The 16,143-nt window shown below is 38.1% G+C and carries 15 protein-coding genes and 1 pseudogene; 6 read left to right on the top strand and 10 right to left on the bottom strand.

The genetic code is table 11. The features are described 5' to 3' along the window. Positions 1-14: 14 nt before the first annotated feature. On the bottom strand, positions 15-764 hold the full coding sequence (locus AB2Q86_RS00815) for an EAL domain-containing protein (RefSeq protein WP_012582126.1): 750 nt from the start codon (positions 762-764) through the stop codon (positions 15-17). Between the two features lie 187 nt (positions 765-951). Between AB2Q86_RS00815 and AB2Q86_RS00810 the strand changes: the two genes are divergently transcribed. Next, complete coding sequence (locus tag AB2Q86_RS00810) at positions 952-3,306, top strand: bifunctional metallophosphatase/5'-nucleotidase (RefSeq protein ID WP_077904900.1); 2,355 nt, start codon at positions 952-954, stop codon at positions 3,304-3,306. 52 nt (positions 3,307-3,358) lie between these two features. Here AB2Q86_RS00810 and AB2Q86_RS00805 read toward each other — a convergent pair whose 3' ends face one another. The 5 genes and pseudogenes from AB2Q86_RS00805 to lmaD all read right to left on the bottom strand — a co-directional run bounded on the left by AB2Q86_RS00805 (position 3,359) and on the right by lmaD (position 6,769). Continuing rightward, the gene (locus AB2Q86_RS00805) at positions 3,359-4,630 is read right to left on the bottom strand and encodes a hypothetical protein (protein ID WP_012582128.1); all 1,272 of its coding nucleotides are present in this window, start codon (positions 4,628-4,630) and stop codon (positions 3,359-3,361) included. A 39-nt stretch (positions 4,631-4,669) separates the two neighbouring features. Further along, a pseudogene (locus AB2Q86_RS00800) lies at positions 4,670-5,194 on the bottom strand (N-acetylmuramoyl-L-alanine amidase); the annotation flags it as partial. Next, positions 5,175-5,597 carry a holin family protein gene (locus tag AB2Q86_RS00795; protein ID WP_003728927.1) on the bottom strand — a complete coding sequence of 141 codons (423 nt, stop codon included), beginning with the start codon at positions 5,595-5,597 and terminating at the stop codon, positions 5,175-5,177. The pseudogene AB2Q86_RS00800 and the gene AB2Q86_RS00795, both read right to left, overlap by 20 nt. Positions 5,598-5,912: 315 nt before the next feature. Beyond that, positions 5,913-6,329 (bottom strand): protein LmaC, encoded by a 417-nt coding sequence (lmaC, locus tag AB2Q86_RS00790; RefSeq protein WP_012582130.1) that lies wholly within the window; start codon positions 6,327-6,329, stop codon positions 5,913-5,915. Between the two features lie 11 nt (positions 6,330-6,340). Continuing rightward, positions 6,341-6,769 carry a protein LmaD gene (lmaD, locus tag AB2Q86_RS00785; protein WP_003728929.1) on the bottom strand — a complete coding sequence of 143 codons (429 nt, stop codon included), beginning with the start codon at positions 6,767-6,769 and terminating at the stop codon, positions 6,341-6,343. Between the two features lie 216 nt (positions 6,770-6,985). Between lmaD and AB2Q86_RS00780 the strand changes: the two genes are divergently transcribed. The 3 genes from AB2Q86_RS00780 to AB2Q86_RS00770 all read left to right on the top strand — a co-directional run bounded on the left by AB2Q86_RS00780 (position 6,986) and on the right by AB2Q86_RS00770 (position 8,691). Continuing rightward, positions 6,986-7,321 (top strand): helix-turn-helix transcriptional regulator, encoded by a 336-nt coding sequence (locus tag AB2Q86_RS00780; RefSeq protein WP_003721740.1) that lies wholly within the window; start codon positions 6,986-6,988, stop codon positions 7,319-7,321. Positions 7,322-7,326: 5 nt separating this feature from the next. Further along, complete coding sequence (locus AB2Q86_RS00775; RefSeq protein WP_012582131.1) at positions 7,327-7,779, top strand: ImmA/IrrE family metallo-endopeptidase; 453 nt, start codon at positions 7,327-7,329, stop codon at positions 7,777-7,779. Between the two features lie 216 nt (positions 7,780-7,995). After that, positions 7,996-8,691, top strand: a complete 696-nt coding sequence (locus tag AB2Q86_RS00770) for a Crp/Fnr family transcriptional regulator (RefSeq protein WP_003728931.1) — start codon at positions 7,996-7,998, stop codon at positions 8,689-8,691. Here the strand turns inward: AB2Q86_RS00770 and AB2Q86_RS00765 are convergent. The 3 genes from AB2Q86_RS00765 to AB2Q86_RS00755 all read right to left on the bottom strand — a co-directional run bounded on the left by AB2Q86_RS00765 (position 8,661) and on the right by AB2Q86_RS00755 (position 11,458). Then, a complete protein-coding gene (locus AB2Q86_RS00765; RefSeq protein WP_003728932.1) occupies positions 8,661-9,368 on the bottom strand; it encodes an EAL domain-containing protein in 708 nt (235 codons plus the stop codon). The two genes, AB2Q86_RS00770 and AB2Q86_RS00765, sit on opposite strands and share 31 nt — an antisense overlap. Positions 9,369-9,474: 106 nt before the next feature. Beyond that, a complete protein-coding gene (locus tag AB2Q86_RS00760; protein WP_012582133.1) occupies positions 9,475-10,590 on the bottom strand; it encodes an alpha/beta hydrolase in 1,116 nt (371 codons plus the stop codon). A gap of 34 nt (positions 10,591-10,624) precedes the next feature. Continuing rightward, entirely contained in the window at positions 10,625-11,458 is an 834-nt protein-coding gene (locus AB2Q86_RS00755) for an AraC family transcriptional regulator (RefSeq protein WP_014588990.1), read from the bottom strand. Positions 11,459-11,600: 142 nt separating this feature from the next. Here AB2Q86_RS00755 and AB2Q86_RS00750 point away from each other — a divergent pair, with 142 nt between their 5' ends. Then, positions 11,601-13,343, top strand: coding sequence for an ABC transporter ATP-binding protein (locus tag AB2Q86_RS00750; RefSeq protein WP_003728934.1), 1,743 nt, complete (start codon positions 11,601-11,603; stop codon positions 13,341-13,343). Beyond that, a complete protein-coding gene (locus AB2Q86_RS00745; protein WP_012582135.1) occupies positions 13,336-15,117 on the top strand; it encodes an ABC transporter ATP-binding protein in 1,782 nt (593 codons plus the stop codon). The genes AB2Q86_RS00750 and AB2Q86_RS00745 overlap by 8 nt, the downstream gene beginning before the upstream one ends. Before the next feature lie 24 nt (positions 15,118-15,141). Here AB2Q86_RS00745 and AB2Q86_RS00740 read toward each other — a convergent pair whose 3' ends face one another. Beyond that, the gene (locus tag AB2Q86_RS00740; protein WP_012582136.1) at positions 15,142-16,044 is read right to left on the bottom strand and encodes an ROK family protein; all 903 of its coding nucleotides are present in this window, start codon (positions 16,042-16,044) and stop codon (positions 15,142-15,144) included. Between the last annotated feature and the right edge of the window lie 99 nt (positions 16,045-16,143).

Here is a 16,143-nt window from a genome sequence, read left to right as displayed (position 1 = left end):
TTTATTTATACGTCTTACACAATCGAATATTTTTCTTTAATATCTTCCATCGGTAGTGGTCTACTAAAATAATAACCTTGGAAATAGTCTACTTTCATTTCTCGTAATTTTTCGACTTGCTCCATGTCTTCTACACCTTCTGTAACTACTTTCCCGCCTAAATCATGGCACAAATTGACAATCGCGCGAATAATAATTTGTTGTTTTCGATCTGTTTTTAAAAGCGCGATAAAGGACATATCTGTTTTCACAATATCAATCGGTAAGCTGCGCAAATAAGCCAGTGAACTGTAACCTTTCCCAAAGTCATCCATACTCACTTTGACACCAAGGTCTTTTATTTTTCGTAAGTTTTTATCCGCGATAGCAAGTTCCGTAATTTCGCCCCGTTCGATAATCTCTATTTCTAAGCATTCCGGATACTTTAAATGTTCTTTCACATAATCATGTAAAAAAGTCATATACGTACTGCTCGCTACATAATGTGCCGGAATATTAATCGAAATTGAAAAACGTCCTCCTAGCTGATTAATCTGTTTTATCGCTGTTTCAGCTACAAAATCTTGCATTTCCCGCGTTGCATTTAAAAGGACAATATCATCAAAGAAATCAATTGGAGCCAAAATGGTTGTTGCCGTTTTTAATCGAATCAAACCTTCAAAACCAATAATTTTATTCGTTTTCGCATCTACTTTTGGTTGATAATATAGCAAATAACTATTTCTCCTAATTGCATCCCATATTTCCGTACTTGAGATATCCATCTTATCCCTCCTTTTTCTCTAGTTTACCCTTTTTTCCATCGAAATGAAAATATAGCCAAATATTATCACTACATTTACACAAAATCCATATTTCCTATTGCTAGGGTGATTCCTCTTTGCTACAATTATAGCTAGGCACCTATGAGTTAGCGCTTACAAAATTGCCACTGGCGAAAAAAGGGAGAGTGTGAAAGTGAACAAATTTTTCAAGAAAACTACACATGTTTTACTCGTAGCAGGGCTCACAATCGGACTTACAGCACCATTCACCGGGACAACAGCACAAGCAGCAGCGGATACCGTTCCCATTCAAATTTTGGGAATAAATGATTTCCACGGAGCGCTTGAAACAGCCTCTAAAGATGCATCAGGCTCACCAATTGGCGGAGCAGATTACTTAGCTACCAATTTGGATAATGCCACTAACTCATTTTTACAGGCAAATCCTGGGGCGACAACTGACAATGCTATCCGTGTTCAAGCGGGCGACATGGTCGGCGCAAGTCCAGCAGTATCAGGTTTACTTCAAGACGAGCCAACGATGAAAGTTCTCCAAAAAATGAATTTCGAAGTCGGCACATTAGGTAACCATGAGTTTGATGAAGGATTACCTGAATACAAACGAATTTTGGATGGGGTTTCTACAAACAAGTTCGGACCAATCGTAGAAGCTTATCCACGCGTTAAAAGTGACATGAAAATCGTCGCAGCTAACGTAGTCAACAAAGGAACAAACACAGTCGCAGAAGGCTTTTTACCATACTATGTAAAAGAAATTGATGGCGTCAAAGTTGGCTTCATCGGTATCGTTACAACAGAAATTCCTAACTTAGTTCTTGCAAATCATATTAAAGACTACGATTTCCTTGACGAAGCAGAAACAATCGTTAAATACTCTGCTGAACTTAGAGGCCAAGGCGTTAACGCAATCGTTGTTCTATCTCACGTTCCCGCACTTTCTACTGGAAATCCTAACACTGGAACAAAACAAGATGTAGCTGGGGAAGCTGCTAATATGATGACAAAAGCAAATGAATTAGACCCAAATAACTCGGTCGATTTAGTTCTTGCTGGACACAATCACCAATACACAAATGGATTAGTCGGAAAAACTCGTATCGTCCAAAGTTACAACAATGGTAAAGCTTTTTCAGATGTAACTGGCGAACTCGATAAAACTACCGGCGATTTCGTTACACCACCTGACGCTAAAATTACATACAACACGAGAAGCGTCACACCAAATGCCGATATTACAGCTGTAACTGAAGATGCGAAAAGCCGCATTGAAGGGGTTATCAACGAAACTATCGGACTAGCGAATAAAGACGTTATTTCTCGTGACACAAATCCAGACAACAAAGCAATTGACGATAAAGAATCCGAGCTTGGTAATATGATTACGGATGCGCAACGTTACATGGCAAATAAAGCCGGCGCCGATGTCGACTTTGCTATGACTAACAACGGCGGAATTCGTTCTGACCTTACTACTCGTCTTGCAAATGGCCAAAACGAAATCACATGGGGCGCGGCTCAAGCTGTTCAACCATTTGGTAACATTTTGCAAGTAGTCGAAATGACTGGTGCTGATATTTTGGAAGCTCTAAACCAACAATATTTAAGCAACCAAACTTATTTCCTACAAATTTCTGGACTAAAATACACTTTCACAGATACAGATGACTTGGATCACGCGTACAAAGTTGCGAGCGTTACAACAGAAGACGGAACTCCTTTAAAAGCTGACCAAAAATACAAAGTCGTAATCAATGACTTCCTATTTGGCGGTGGCGATGGATTCTCTGCCTTCAAAAAAGCAAATCTAGTAACTGCAATCGACCCAGATACTGAAACATTCATCAACTACATCAAAGACCAAAAAGCTGCTGGAAAAGTCATTACAGCTCAAAAAGAAGGACGTAAAGTCTACAAATCCCAAGCTGAAATCGACAAAGAAACCGAAGATGCAGCTATCAAAGCAATCAAAGACGCAACAAAAATCAATAAACTAGCCGAAAAAGACAAAACTCTAACTGGAACTACTTTACCCGGAGCTACAGTTTCTGTTCAAAAGGCAACTGCTAACGCAAGAATGGCGCTTGCTGCCGGACCTAACGCAACAGCTGACGCAAATGGCAAGTTTTCCGTAGATGTAACATCTTTAAACCTTAAAAAAGGCGACCAAATCACAACAACTATCACTGACCCGAACGGATATAGCACCACTTTCCAAGCAACTGTTCAAGCTGCGGCAACGACTCCTCCAGATAACGGAAACGGCGGCACGGATAATGGTAATGGAAACGGAAATAACGGTGGCACAGATGGAAATGGCGGAACAAATAACGGTAACGGCTCCGGCACAAATGGCGGAACTACTACTACCGAAGATCCGACAACTACGACACCAAATACATCAACAACAGGAACTTCATCTAACACATCCTTACCAACAACTGGTGATACAGCTGGATTTGCAACTGTATTCGGTATTATTTTAACGACTACTGCGCTTTATGTTTTGCGGAAGAGAAGTTAATTGAGACTATAACTAAATCCCCCTTACCGAGTATGGTAAGGGGGTTCTTATTTTAACGTAAGTTGTAACCTTCTACAGAAAGAATAATAGAATTAGCATATGGATCAACTAGAGCATCCCAGCCTGTAGGTTTCATTCTCCGTGCCCTCGAATTAACGACACGCATTTTAGAAGTTGAGAATTCAACAATAAAGTAGTAAATAGTAGCAAATCCGTCTCCTTGTAAGACAATATTAGAAAGATCAACTCGAGGGTAACCTTCTAATGTTTTCACATGAAAACTTTCTTGACGTCGAACTCCATCACCGTGCATCCATGAAACTACAATATACTCAAAATTAGCTATATCTCTTGGTAAATATACCGTACTAGCATCATTTCCTTTTAACTCCCCTTTAAACAGAGTGGCTGATGCAGGTCTTTTTCGGCTAAACTTATTTGTAAAATCATCGCTATTATTTAAATTTGTTATCGTATATAATTTATTGCGTCTTCGAACTGTCTTTCCATCACCGCTATTTCCACCGGTAAAGACAGTCTGTACTAAAACTGGTTCCCCCGTTTTGCTTACAAAAAAGTCCATACCTTCTGGCTCTCGATATTTGTTAAAGGGTTCCCCCAACTCATCATCACTACCCCACGAAATCCACTGCTTGTCATACAAACTACCATCAATGAGTGAATGCGTATACAAGTAACATTTACTTACAGGATCAAGAGCAGTACCTCCTGGACCAATCGCGATATAAACTTTATCACCAAAACCAGCAAATCCTTGTAAATAGCCATAGGTTTTATTACCTACATCAAACTTAATTGCGCTATCTGTAGCACCTTGCTCAAATTCCGCTAGAGTAAATTTCATTACCGTTGCTGTATTGTCTGCCAGTAAAGTAAAAACAAATACATCATCATTTGAAATACTGATATTCAAGGATTTCTTTTGTTTAAAATCACCTAATTTCTTAGCTTTGGGAGACTTTTCAGTGATAGTTGTGTCTTTCTCAAATTCAAATTTATATACAACTTTATCTCCTGTAGAAGTATGAATCGGAGCATAGATATAGTCTTTCCCATTGATAGTTTTTACACCATATGCAGAATTATGAGTACCTCCAACTAGTAACATTTTCCCCATAACCTCACCATTATTATCAATTTGATAAATAGTCGCATCATTAGGCTCAACTCGTGCTGTTTGAGACACCCCATATACATATGAATCGCTAATCATAATAAACTGAAACGGCTCCCAACAATTTACAAGTGTAGCTAAGTTGTCCTGTGCCTTTTTTATATCAAATTCTTTTACAATTTCACTCATTTTAAAATTCCTCCTTTAATTTGTTTGTTATCTATTTTGAAAAATCTGCTTCACTCCCGCTAAAATTCCTAAACAAAAATCGCGTTGATACGCATTTGAGTTCAGCACAGTTGCATCTTTACTATCACAAAAACCTGCTTCAAGCAAAATCGCATCCATGGAAGTTTCTCGTAATACGGCAAAGTTTGCTCTTTTCATCCCTCGATCAACCATTCCATATTTGGCAACTTTAGCCAAGATATTTTTATGCAATACTTTTTGCATCTCTGTTGTTTTAGTTGGAACGGATGTATAAATGAAATCTTCGTAACCTCTACCTCCACCAGCATTAAAATGAAGTGAAATAAACAAATCAGCTTTAAAACTATTCGCTTTTTTTGCACGTTCGCGTAATTCTAAAAAAGTATCATTTGTTCGCGTCATGCCTACTTCAAATCCTGCTTTTACTAGTTCTGTTTGAAGCTGTTTCGCAGTTGCAAGTACCCAATTTTTTTCAACAAGTCCGTTGCCACTTGCCCCTGGATCCTTGCCACCATGACCGGCATCAATCCATATCTTTGTCATGCTTTTCCTCCTCGTCCCCTGACTTAGCATCAAAAATCAAAATTAAATTTTTCAATACTTCCGGGACCTTCATCCCCATTCGAACGAAATTTTCCAAGATGGAAATCAGCTCATTCGCCAAATAGAAAAAGATAACCGCATCCCGCGTTGTATTATGCGTTCCCAGAATCAAATCTATTTGATGCGCAATAGCCACTAAAATTAAGATAGCGATTTTTTTCGCGATTCCTTTGAAACCCATTTTGCTGCTAAGTTCCCCAAGATACCCTGAAGCGAGTAGCCCAGAAATATAGTCAGCTACAATAAAGCACACCAGCACTTTTACCAATAAATCCACTTCCCCAAACAAGTATCCAAACACCGCGCCAAAACCTAAAATCCCAATTTTTAGTATGACTTCCATGGAAAACCTCCTTTTTAGTTAATGGGCATGTAACACCAAGCATTCACTCCTTTAAAAACAGAAAGCAAAATTCGGTCGAGACCACATTTGATAATTTATTCCTCCGAACTTTACTTTCCAAAATAGAATATTTGTTTATGTCAACGGATGAAAAATCCAATCATAAAAACAAATTTCTTGTAAAACATCATGTATTATCAGAAAATCGGTGCACCTTCATTCTGATGCAGCTTTTATTGTCATCCGCTTACTGGACAATTAGCTTACTTCTATATTAATCGTAAAATGACATTTCAAAATATCACGAAAGTATCATCATTTCCTTACTAAAATTCCCATTAGCGTTGCGATTTCTAATACTGCTCGTTTTTTTATCCGTTTAAACTGGGCAATTTCGTACGGTAAATCCATCATTACCGCCACATCTTGTTTTCGTTCCACGTAACATTCCATCAAAATAGTGCGATATAAATCATCCATCTGATTTAACATTTCAGTATATTTCTCTACCAACCATCGCGCTTCCAAAATGACCTCTTTATTATGTCTAGCAGAAAATGCTACCGGCGCAAACTGCGGCTCTTCCAGAAAACCATTTCTAAGTAAGTGTGGCTTTTTTGATAACCCCGTAATCACCCGAAACCGCTCAAAATCCGCAAAAAATCGTTTTACTTCTTGGACCGTTTTTATATAATTGATATCCTTATTTTCTGGTAAAACTAAAACCTGCATTTTATCACTCCTTAATTGTGAGCTTCATTAATCACAAAAGCCTCATACTGACATTCAATCGCCGAAGCAGGTAAAGCGCCAATTTCGTCTTTTGTTTTATCTAAATGAAAAGCTAATACATCAATCATTTCCTGCTGAACCGGTTGCGACTTTTTTCTATTTAAACCTTTTTTTCGCTTCCATTCCGCAAGAGACGATCTCGATACTCCAATTAACCTACTAATTTGCACATCTGATTTAGTTCGTTTGTATTCTCGGTATTCACTAGGCGTTAAAATAAGCAACTTTTGCTCCGCTGTTAACAATCCTTTTTCTCTGTCCCCAAGTGCTTCAAAAAACTCCAACTCTTCTATCAAACGTTTTCGAATAAATCGATTTTCTTCTTGTTCTAGTTGAAAAATTAGTTGGATTTGCTTTTCTTTTAAAAGTTTTCTATCCATCCATTCCCACTTCCATCTCATAAATTAATATAGTAGCCTTGTCACCAATTCGGTGCTATCGGTGCGAAATCAGCCGCATTTATTTTCTAGCTCTACAAATATTATAGCACCATTTTGGTTACCGGTAAACTTTATCCGACAAATATGTTCGAAAAAGTTCCGTTTTGGTGCTAAAAGTGCTATACTGAAGCCATAAACATGTGGAGGGCAATTATTATGGAGTTAAATAAATTTGTAGGAAATAAAATAAAACAATATCGCGAGGAACGAGGCTTAAATCAAGAAGCATTAGCAGAGAAGCTTCATACGACTCGCCAAACTATTAGCCGCTATGAAAATGGCGATCGAAAAGCAAATCAAGATGTTTTATTTGAACTTGCAAAAATCTTCAACAAACGATTAGATGACTTTTTTCCTGAAAGAAATTTACCGCCTGTTGATGAACGCTTGGTGACAATTGCAGCCCATATTGATGACGATGTAACCGAAGAAGAAATGCGGGATATTTTAGCTTATATAGAGATGAAGAAAAAACTCCATCGCGGGATGTGATTTTATTGTACGAAAAATTGGTAAATAAATACCAAGACGAGGTAACAATCAGAGAAGAGAAAATGCCTTATAAACTGCCAGGTCTCTATTTAAATGGGACGATTTTTATTAGTAAAGATCAATCTTCCATTGAAAAAGGTTGTGTTTTAGTAGAGGAATTGATGCATTACAAATATACTGTAGGTAATATCACCAAGCAGGAAACCCTTATGGATAAAAAACAAGAGATTTTCGCTCGTCGCAAAGGTTACGAGGAACTAATACCGCTAGATGATATTATTGCATGTTTTTATCTAGGGTTACGAGAATATTTTGAAGTAGCGGAGTTTTTAGAGGTTACGGAAGAATTTTTGCGCCATACAGTTTCTCATTACGCGGAAAAATATGGTCCAATGTATGATTATGGTGGATATCTCATAAATTTTGGCAATTCCATTGATGTTTATAAGAAGTTTTGAAAGACGCTCCTTTTTATGGAGCGTCTTTTTTTGTTAAAATTCTCTCTAAAGAAGAAAAAAACATTTTAAGTCGTAAAATCAACTCAATTGTTGCTAATAAGTGACATTTTCTTGTCTAAATTGTGAACACGATTTTTATTCGGTATCTTTTTATCACAAATAGCAGTACAGTAATATGGTAAATAACAATTTTACCTTAGTATAGGAGTTTTGATAATGCTTCACAATATAGATTTTTCAGCTATTTTTTCTAGTGATTATTCGAATAAAGTTTCTTTTAAAAAAGGAGAAATTATTCATTCTTATAGAGAGTACGAAGAAAAACCGGCGCAAATAGGCGCTATTTTAGAGGGAACTGCTGTTTTAGAAGGCCCTACAAATGAAGGACGTTGGATGATAAATGCTTTGATAAGTCAACATTCACTTTTTGGGATGGAAAGTTTACTCGAAACAAAAAGAGCGCCTGAACTTACTGAATACCGCGTTCGCGCATTAGAAAACGGTACGGCTCTTTTTATTGACCGTGAGTTTCTTCTCAATTATTTGTATGCAAATCCACATTTTTTCCATCTCATACTTGATGAGGTTATTGTTAGATATCTATTTACTGCAAAAAATTACAAGAATATTAATCAAGCACCCATTATCAAAGTGACACGCATTTTGGTGGAAATTATTGAGCTGCTTCATTTGCATCAAACAGAAGGACCTATTGAGCTCCCAGTCTTTGTCACGCAAACTTTCTTAGCTGATTATTGTCGTTCTAGTCGTGCCAGAATTACTGAATCGCTAGAAGAATTACGCGAAAATGGCTTGTTGCTCGCTAAGAAACCCATTATCATTAGTTCGCATGAGAAACTACTCGATCAAGTCGATAGCTTTCAAACCGGAAATGGCTTATTAACTAAATAACCTTGAAAAATCGAGACGCCATGACTTTCTAAAAGAGTCATGGTTTCTTTCGTTTCAATTCCTTCAACAACAAAATCAAGCTTATTTTTTTGAGCAAAATTTGCCCAAGCTTTAATAAATAGTAGTAAATCTTCTAATGGTATATTTTTGAAATGAATGAGGGAGAATTTAATCTCTATTATGTAAGGTAGGTAGCTCATCACTCGCTCTAGGCTGTTCAATCCGCAACTAACATCGTCTATAGCGATATGGTAGCCGAGACCGTGAATCACTTTAATTTTATTTAGAATAAATGCGTCTTTATCGTTCGCATTAAGGTGGCGTTTATGCCCGGGTACATCGAAAATATCTTCGGTCATTTCTACAGTTATACGATGACTCTCGCTTTTTAATTTGTCTAGCCAGTGGAGTGTTTCTATGTAAAAAAGCTGTTGTGGCGCAATATTTATGGCAAATCGATCATTTGGATATTTCTTTAAAACGTCTAAGAACGCCTCGCTAAACCACTCGGAAAAAGCTAAGTACAGTTCTTCGTCCGCGAGTACAGCTTCTAATTCTGATAGAGGAAATCTAGGAACTGCACTATCATCACGTAAAAGTATTTCATATTCGACAATATTTCCCTGAAGAACATCTAATTTTGGCTGAATAAAAAGCTGAAATTTCATGAGTCCCATCATCCTTTCTCATTTCTCTTCTCTATTCTAATACATTTTTAGTACTAATCGCAAAATTTAGTCCAAAAACAAACAGGCATTCCGGAAAATGCCTGCAAATTATTCTTTAAAATATTTCTTTCATCATTTGAACAATTTCATCTGCCACGTCTTCCGCTTGAGGGAAAATCCCGTATTTATCAATGAAAGCATGACACATTCCTTGGTAAACGATTGCTTTTGTTTGTACACCACTTGCTCGCAGTTCTTTAGCAAAAATATCTGCAAAAGCTCGTAACGCGTCAAACTCCGCACTGGCTATAAGTGTAGGCGGATAAATACTTTTATCTACGGCCGATAGTGGAGAATAAATTGGCGATGCGGGATTTTCGTCTCTAACATAGGCTGTCCGCAGTAATTCGCCAGAGCCGTTCATTCCAATGATACCTGGCGCAACGAGCGGAAGTGTCTCTTCGGATGCCCCAAACTTGGAAATATCCCACTTATACTTATCATTATCTTCATCTACTAACGTTAGCGCTGGGTAAAGTAAGGCTTGAAATCCTACATAATTTGTCTCTGCTTCATAATCCATATAACTTACCGCCGCTGCTAAAGTTCCGCCCGCGCTATCTCCGGAAACACCTATTTTCGAAGCGTCGATGCCGAGTTCGTCGCTTTGTTCCACTACCCATTCAAGCACCCGGTAACAATCTTTTGGAGCTGCTGGTGCCGGAAATTCTGGAGCTAAATGATAGTCTACATTAATAACAACTGCCGGTAACTTTTCCGCGATACCTTTACAAAAATTCTCCACTACAGCCGGCGTTCCACCAACAAAGCCACCACCATGATAAAAAATGAATGCGGGAACTGGTTTGGTTGCTTCCTCATGACGATAAATTCGTACCGGAATATCGCCATAATCGCCTTCAACAACCCGATATTCCGTAGTTACGCCGTTTGATAAATCAATATTCGGACTTCCCATCGTTGCTCGCATTTGTAGTGCAGCTGCCGTTGCTATTTCCAAATTAGAAAAATCTGGCATTTGGATTTCTTGCGGCGCTTCTTTTATCGCATCATTCGTACCGCCAAGATGTTGTTTCAGGTCTTTTAATAAAAAAGGATCCAAATTCCCTCGAGCTGTTTCTTGTGCCCGTTTAAAAATAACTTCAGTTCCTTCTTCTTGTTCTAGAATGCTATTTGATTTTATAAACGCTAAAGCTTTTTTATATTCCATCCAGTCTTCCTTCTCTCTGTCTTATTTTGGAATTCTAACTCGATTTGCGCCAGTTTTCTGATGGTGGAAATCCGTAATATTTCTTGAAAAGCTTACTAAAATAATAAGCATCATTATATCCGACCATATTTGCGGCCTGTTTTACGGTAACGTCTTTATTCTTCAATAATTCTTCTGCACGAGTAAGGCGAATTTTGATTAAGTAGTTAATTGGTGATTCCCCGGTTTCTTCTTTAAATACTTTGGAGATATAGGCGGGGCTAATGTACATCGTTTGCGAAAGCGTTGAGAGCGAGACATCTTCTGTATGGTGTTTTTCCATATAATGAATAATTTCGTTTACAAGTATCTGTTTTTGCTGCTCGTCGGTAGATAATTTGACGCCGTTATTTTCAAGTTGTTCTGGGGTGGCTTCGCGTAAAACATGGATAATTAATTGCATAACGAAAGCTTTTAAAATCAAGTCATATCCAGGTTTTCCAGCGTCTTTTTCTTCTATAATTTGTTTAGAAATAGATAAAATAGCAGATTCCTCTTCTTTTTTTCGTAAAAAGGCCTTTTTAAACGGGAACGTATTTCGCGTGTATCCTTCCAGTGCAAAGTTCCGAAAACCTATATGGAGTTGCGCATTCGTCATACCTGGTTCGGTTATATCGTAATGATTCACGCCAGGATTAAAAATCAGCATATCGCCTTTTCCAAGTTTGACTCGCTCGCCTTCAATATCATAAATAACGTTTCCCTCACAAATAATCGAGATTTCCAAAAAATCATGATGGTGATTTTCACCTACGCGCACCTCATTCGTATAACAATTCGCGATATACAAAATTTGCGGATTAAATGTGGTCGTATTTATTTTCAGCATCACTTCACCTCCTCGTTATAACGCTTACATTTATCTTTTAATTATATAACATTGTCCATGCTTACAGCGAATATAAACCATTCTTTTTCGAAATTAGGAGTGTAAACTAAATGGATATATGAATATTAAAGGATGTGAAAAAATGGAGAGTATGAAATGGATTTGGCAATATGTCCGAAAATATCGATTGCTTATGATTGGTGTATTTATTTTAATTTTTATTGCTTCTGGTATTAGTATTATTTATCCGTTACTTGGCGGAAAAGTGATTGACGATGTTGTCTATCAAAATAAAACGAATTTGCTTATCCCGCTACTTTTAATCATGATTATTTCGACAATTATTCGAACTATTTGCCGTTATACCTATCAGATTATGTGCGAACGAATCGGGCAAAATTCCCTTTTCCGAATTCGAGAAGATTTATATAAAAAGTTGCAATCACTCGATTTTGATTTTTTCAATAATACGCGCGTTGGGGATATTATGGCGCGGATGACTGGTGATACGGATGCGATTCGTCATTTTGTTTCGTGGGTATCTTACAACATTTTGGAAAATGTATTTTTGTTTAGTTTTGCGATTATTATTATGGCCACGATTGACTGGAAACTAACGCTTGCGCTTGTTATCCTAACGCCGCTTATTGCTATTTTAACCATGAAAATGTCGAGCAAAGCCCAACCAGTTTTTTATGAAATTCGGGAGAGCTTTTCACGGCTCAATTCGATGGTGGAAGAGAATATTAGCGGGAATCGCGTCGTAAAAGCATTCGCACGAGAAGATTTTGAAATGAAGAAATTCCATGAACATAATGAGGATTTCAAAAAACGTAATCTAGATTCTGCCGATGTTTCCAGAACCTATTTGCCAGTGCTTGATTCGCTCGCAGGCATGCTCGTTGTCATCACGCTTATTTTCGGTGGCTATTTAGTAATTAAAGGCCAAATGACGCTGGGAGATTTAGTTGCCTTCAATGGATTTCTATGGATGCTGAATGGCCCGATGCGGATGAGTGGTTGGCTGATTAACGACGTTCAACGCTTTATCGCTTCTTCGTTTAAAATTCAAGACATGATGGCGACGGACGCTAAAATTCCCATCCACGCTGAAAAACCTGCGCCATCACTTCAAGGTCACGTCGAGTTTAAAAATGTCAGTTTTCATTTCGAGGACGACCCAAACACGGACGTACTCAAAAATATTTCACTAAAAGCTTCTCCAGGCCAAACAATTGCTATTTTGGGCGAAACTGGCGCAGGAAAATCAACGCTCGTCAACTTAATTTGCCGGTTTTACGATCCAACTTCCGGTGAAATTTTAATTGATGGCGTCGATGCGCGAAAATGGCATGTGCGGGAACTTAGAAATCATATCGCCACGGTGATGCAAGATATTTTCCTATTTTCTGATACGATTGAAGGAAATATTGCATTTGGCGCTCCTGATGCAACAATGGAGGATGTCCGGCGTATGGCGCGAATTGCAGACGCGGACCACTTCATTGAAACCATGCCTGAAAGTTATGACACGATTGTTGGTGAACGCGGTGTTGGACTTTCTGGAGGGCAAAAGCAGCGCATATCTTTAGCTCGTGCTCTTTTAAAAAATCCATCCATTTTGATTTTGGATGATACCACTTCCGCTGTCGATATGGAAACCGAAGTGAAAATCCAAGGCGAATTAAAAAAAATCACGGAAAATACGACCACATTTATCATTGCACACCGGATTTCTTCTGTAAAAGAAGCCGATGAAATTTTAATTTTAAATCATGGCGAAATCATCGAACGCGGTACACACACTAGTTTGCTAGCAGAAAAAGGTTATTATTTTGATATTTACAATAAACAACTTGGAACGGAGGCGAATGTGAATGGCTAGAAATAAATTTGATATTGACGAAGAACTGGAAACAGCCTTCAGCGCCGCACATTTAAAACGTATTCTCGTTTACGTAAAACCCTATCAAAAATCCATTTATATTACGCTCTTTGTCATCTTATTAGCAAATGTAGCGACAATGATTGGCCCGTATTTAACCAAAATAGTCATAGATGATACGATTCCAAACAAAAACATAACACAACTATTCTGGATTGCGATTATTTTCATAGTTTCTGTCGTTGTAACCGGACTTTGTATGCGATACCGCATTAGGTCGATTACGTTGATTGGACAAGACATTTTAAAAGATATGCGGACAGCGATTTTCGGTCATTTGCAAAAACTTCCTTTTTCTTATTTTGACAGTCGTCCGCATGGAAAAATTTTAATTCGTGTTGTTAATTACATCAATATGCTGAGTGATTTATTATCTAATGGGCTGATAAATCTGATTTCTGATATTTTAAGTGTCATTGTAACACTTGGTTTTATGCTGATGATTGATCCCGTTTTAACGTTGTATAGTTTAGCGCTTATCCCGGTTCTTTTCGTGATTGTCATGGTCATTAAAACTGCGCAACGCAAAGCTTATCAAGTTCTAAGCAACAAACAATCCAACATGAACGCCTATATCCACGAGAGCATCGCTGGAATTAAAGTGACACAAAGCTTTTCGCGGGAAGAAGAGAATTTTGAGATTTTCACCGAGGTAAGTAATGAGTACCGCCGTTCTTGGATGAAAGCGGTGAAAATTCAATTCTTGCTTTGGCCAGGGGTTCAAAATATCGCTGTAATGACGACTTGTTTAATTTACTTCGTTGGAATCAAAGGTTATGGGGTGGACGTTTCTACCGGGACACTGATTGCTTTCATCGGTTATGTTGGGAATTTTTGGAATCCTGTTATTAATATTGGTAACTTCTACAATTCGCTTATTACCGCAACGACTTATTTGGAGCGGATTTTCGAAACAATGGATGTTGAGCCTGATATTAAAGATGTCCCAAATGCGAAAAAAATGCCACCAATCGTTGGAAATGTTGACTTTAAAGATGTTTATTTCCGTTATGAGGAAGGCGTGGACATTTTAAAAGGAATTAATTTTCATGTGGATGCGGGTGAATCAATTGCGCTCGTTGGTCCTACAGGTGCAGGAAAAACGACAATTATCAACTTGCTCAGCCGTTTTTATAATATAAATTCTGGAGAAATTTTAGTTGATGGAGAAAATGTCGAAGAAGTCACGCTTAAATCACTCAGGTCACAAATGGGCGTGATGCTCCAAGATACGTTTATTTTCTCAGGAACGATTATCGAAAATATTCGCTACGGGAAGCTAGATGCAACCGAAGAAGAAATTATCGCGGCTGCCAAAGTCGTTCGTGCTCATGATTTCATTTCCGGTCTAAAAGATGGCTACTATACCGAAGTAAAAGAACGAGGTAGCACTCTTTCGGCCGGTCAGCGACAACTGATTTCCTTTGCCCGTGCTCTTTTAGCCGACCCGAAAATCCTTATCCTTGATGAAGCAACTTCAAGTATTGATACACAAACAGAAATCCTACTCCAAGAAGGGCTTGAGCGACTACTGGAAGGCCGAACTTCCTTCATTATCGCGCACAGGCTTTCGACAATCAAAAACAGTTCGCGCATCTTCTACATTGATAATGGCCGCATTCAAGAAGCTGGCAGTCACGAAGAACTGATGGCACAACACGGCTACTACTATAATTTATATCAATCACAGTTTGATATGTTGCAAGCTTTATAGAAAAAAGGTAACTAGAGATTCTAGTTACCTTTTATTTTGCGCATCCATTTGTAAAAAGAAATTATACAATGCTCCGTACAAATTCGCATCATTTTGGAAATGACAAGTGACGATTTTCGGTTGTGCGGCATGATAAGGATTAGCTGCTTTTATTTCTGCGACAGCCTCATTTAGCCTTTCAACAACAACCGGTTGGGCGCTAATGCCACCACCAATTGCAATAATTTCCGGATCAATCAAATACTGGATATTTAAAATTTGAGATGCTAATTCATAAATATACGCATCAAAAATAGCATTCGCTTCTTCATCACCTTGGTTAATTAATTCGAAAACGTGCTCACCGTCTTTTTTATTGGGTAAATTCTTCTTTGATGCAATGCGCTTAATTAACTCCACCGCTGATCCAGTTCTTCCAAAGAATGTACCTCGCAATTTCTTCGTATCAAAAGAAGTCTCCATAAAACTAACTTCTCCCGCCATCAAATGATAACCAGATTGTAATTTACCATCCATAATAATTCCGCCACCAACGCCACTTCCAAGCGTTAAAATCGCCGCGCTATGTACATTTTTTGCCACACCTAACCAAAGTTCCGCTAAAGCCGCACTCTTCGCATCATTTTGCAAGACAACGGGAACATGACATTCACGCGCTAACATTTCAGCCAAATTTTTCTCATGCATAAATAATAGCGAGCCACCTTGGTAAATCACGCCTTTTTCCGTATCTACCACGCCCGGACAACTCACAGCAATGCCCTTCACTTCTGTCCTATAGGGGCGCCACTTTTCGACCATTTGAGCTACAAGTTCTTCTGCACTTTTGGCAGTTGTAGGGAATTTATCTTTCATTTTCACCGTACCGTTATTTTCCATCAACGCAAATTTAACAAAAGTTCCACCAATATCGTATACAAAATACATTCCTCTGCACCCTCTCTTGTCGCTTTTATTCATTGTAATACGTTTGGCTAGTTTTTCAAATAAAAACAGAGATTCTCCGGAAAGAATCTCTGTTTTTGT

This window comes from Listeria monocytogenes (assembly GCF_041765605.1).
In the GTDB taxonomy this organism is placed as follows: domain Bacteria; phylum Bacillota; class Bacilli; order Lactobacillales; family Listeriaceae; genus Listeria; species Listeria monocytogenes_D.
The sequence above is the reverse complement of the archived record's forward strand: the minus strand, read 5'-3'. Positions and strand labels throughout refer to the sequence as shown.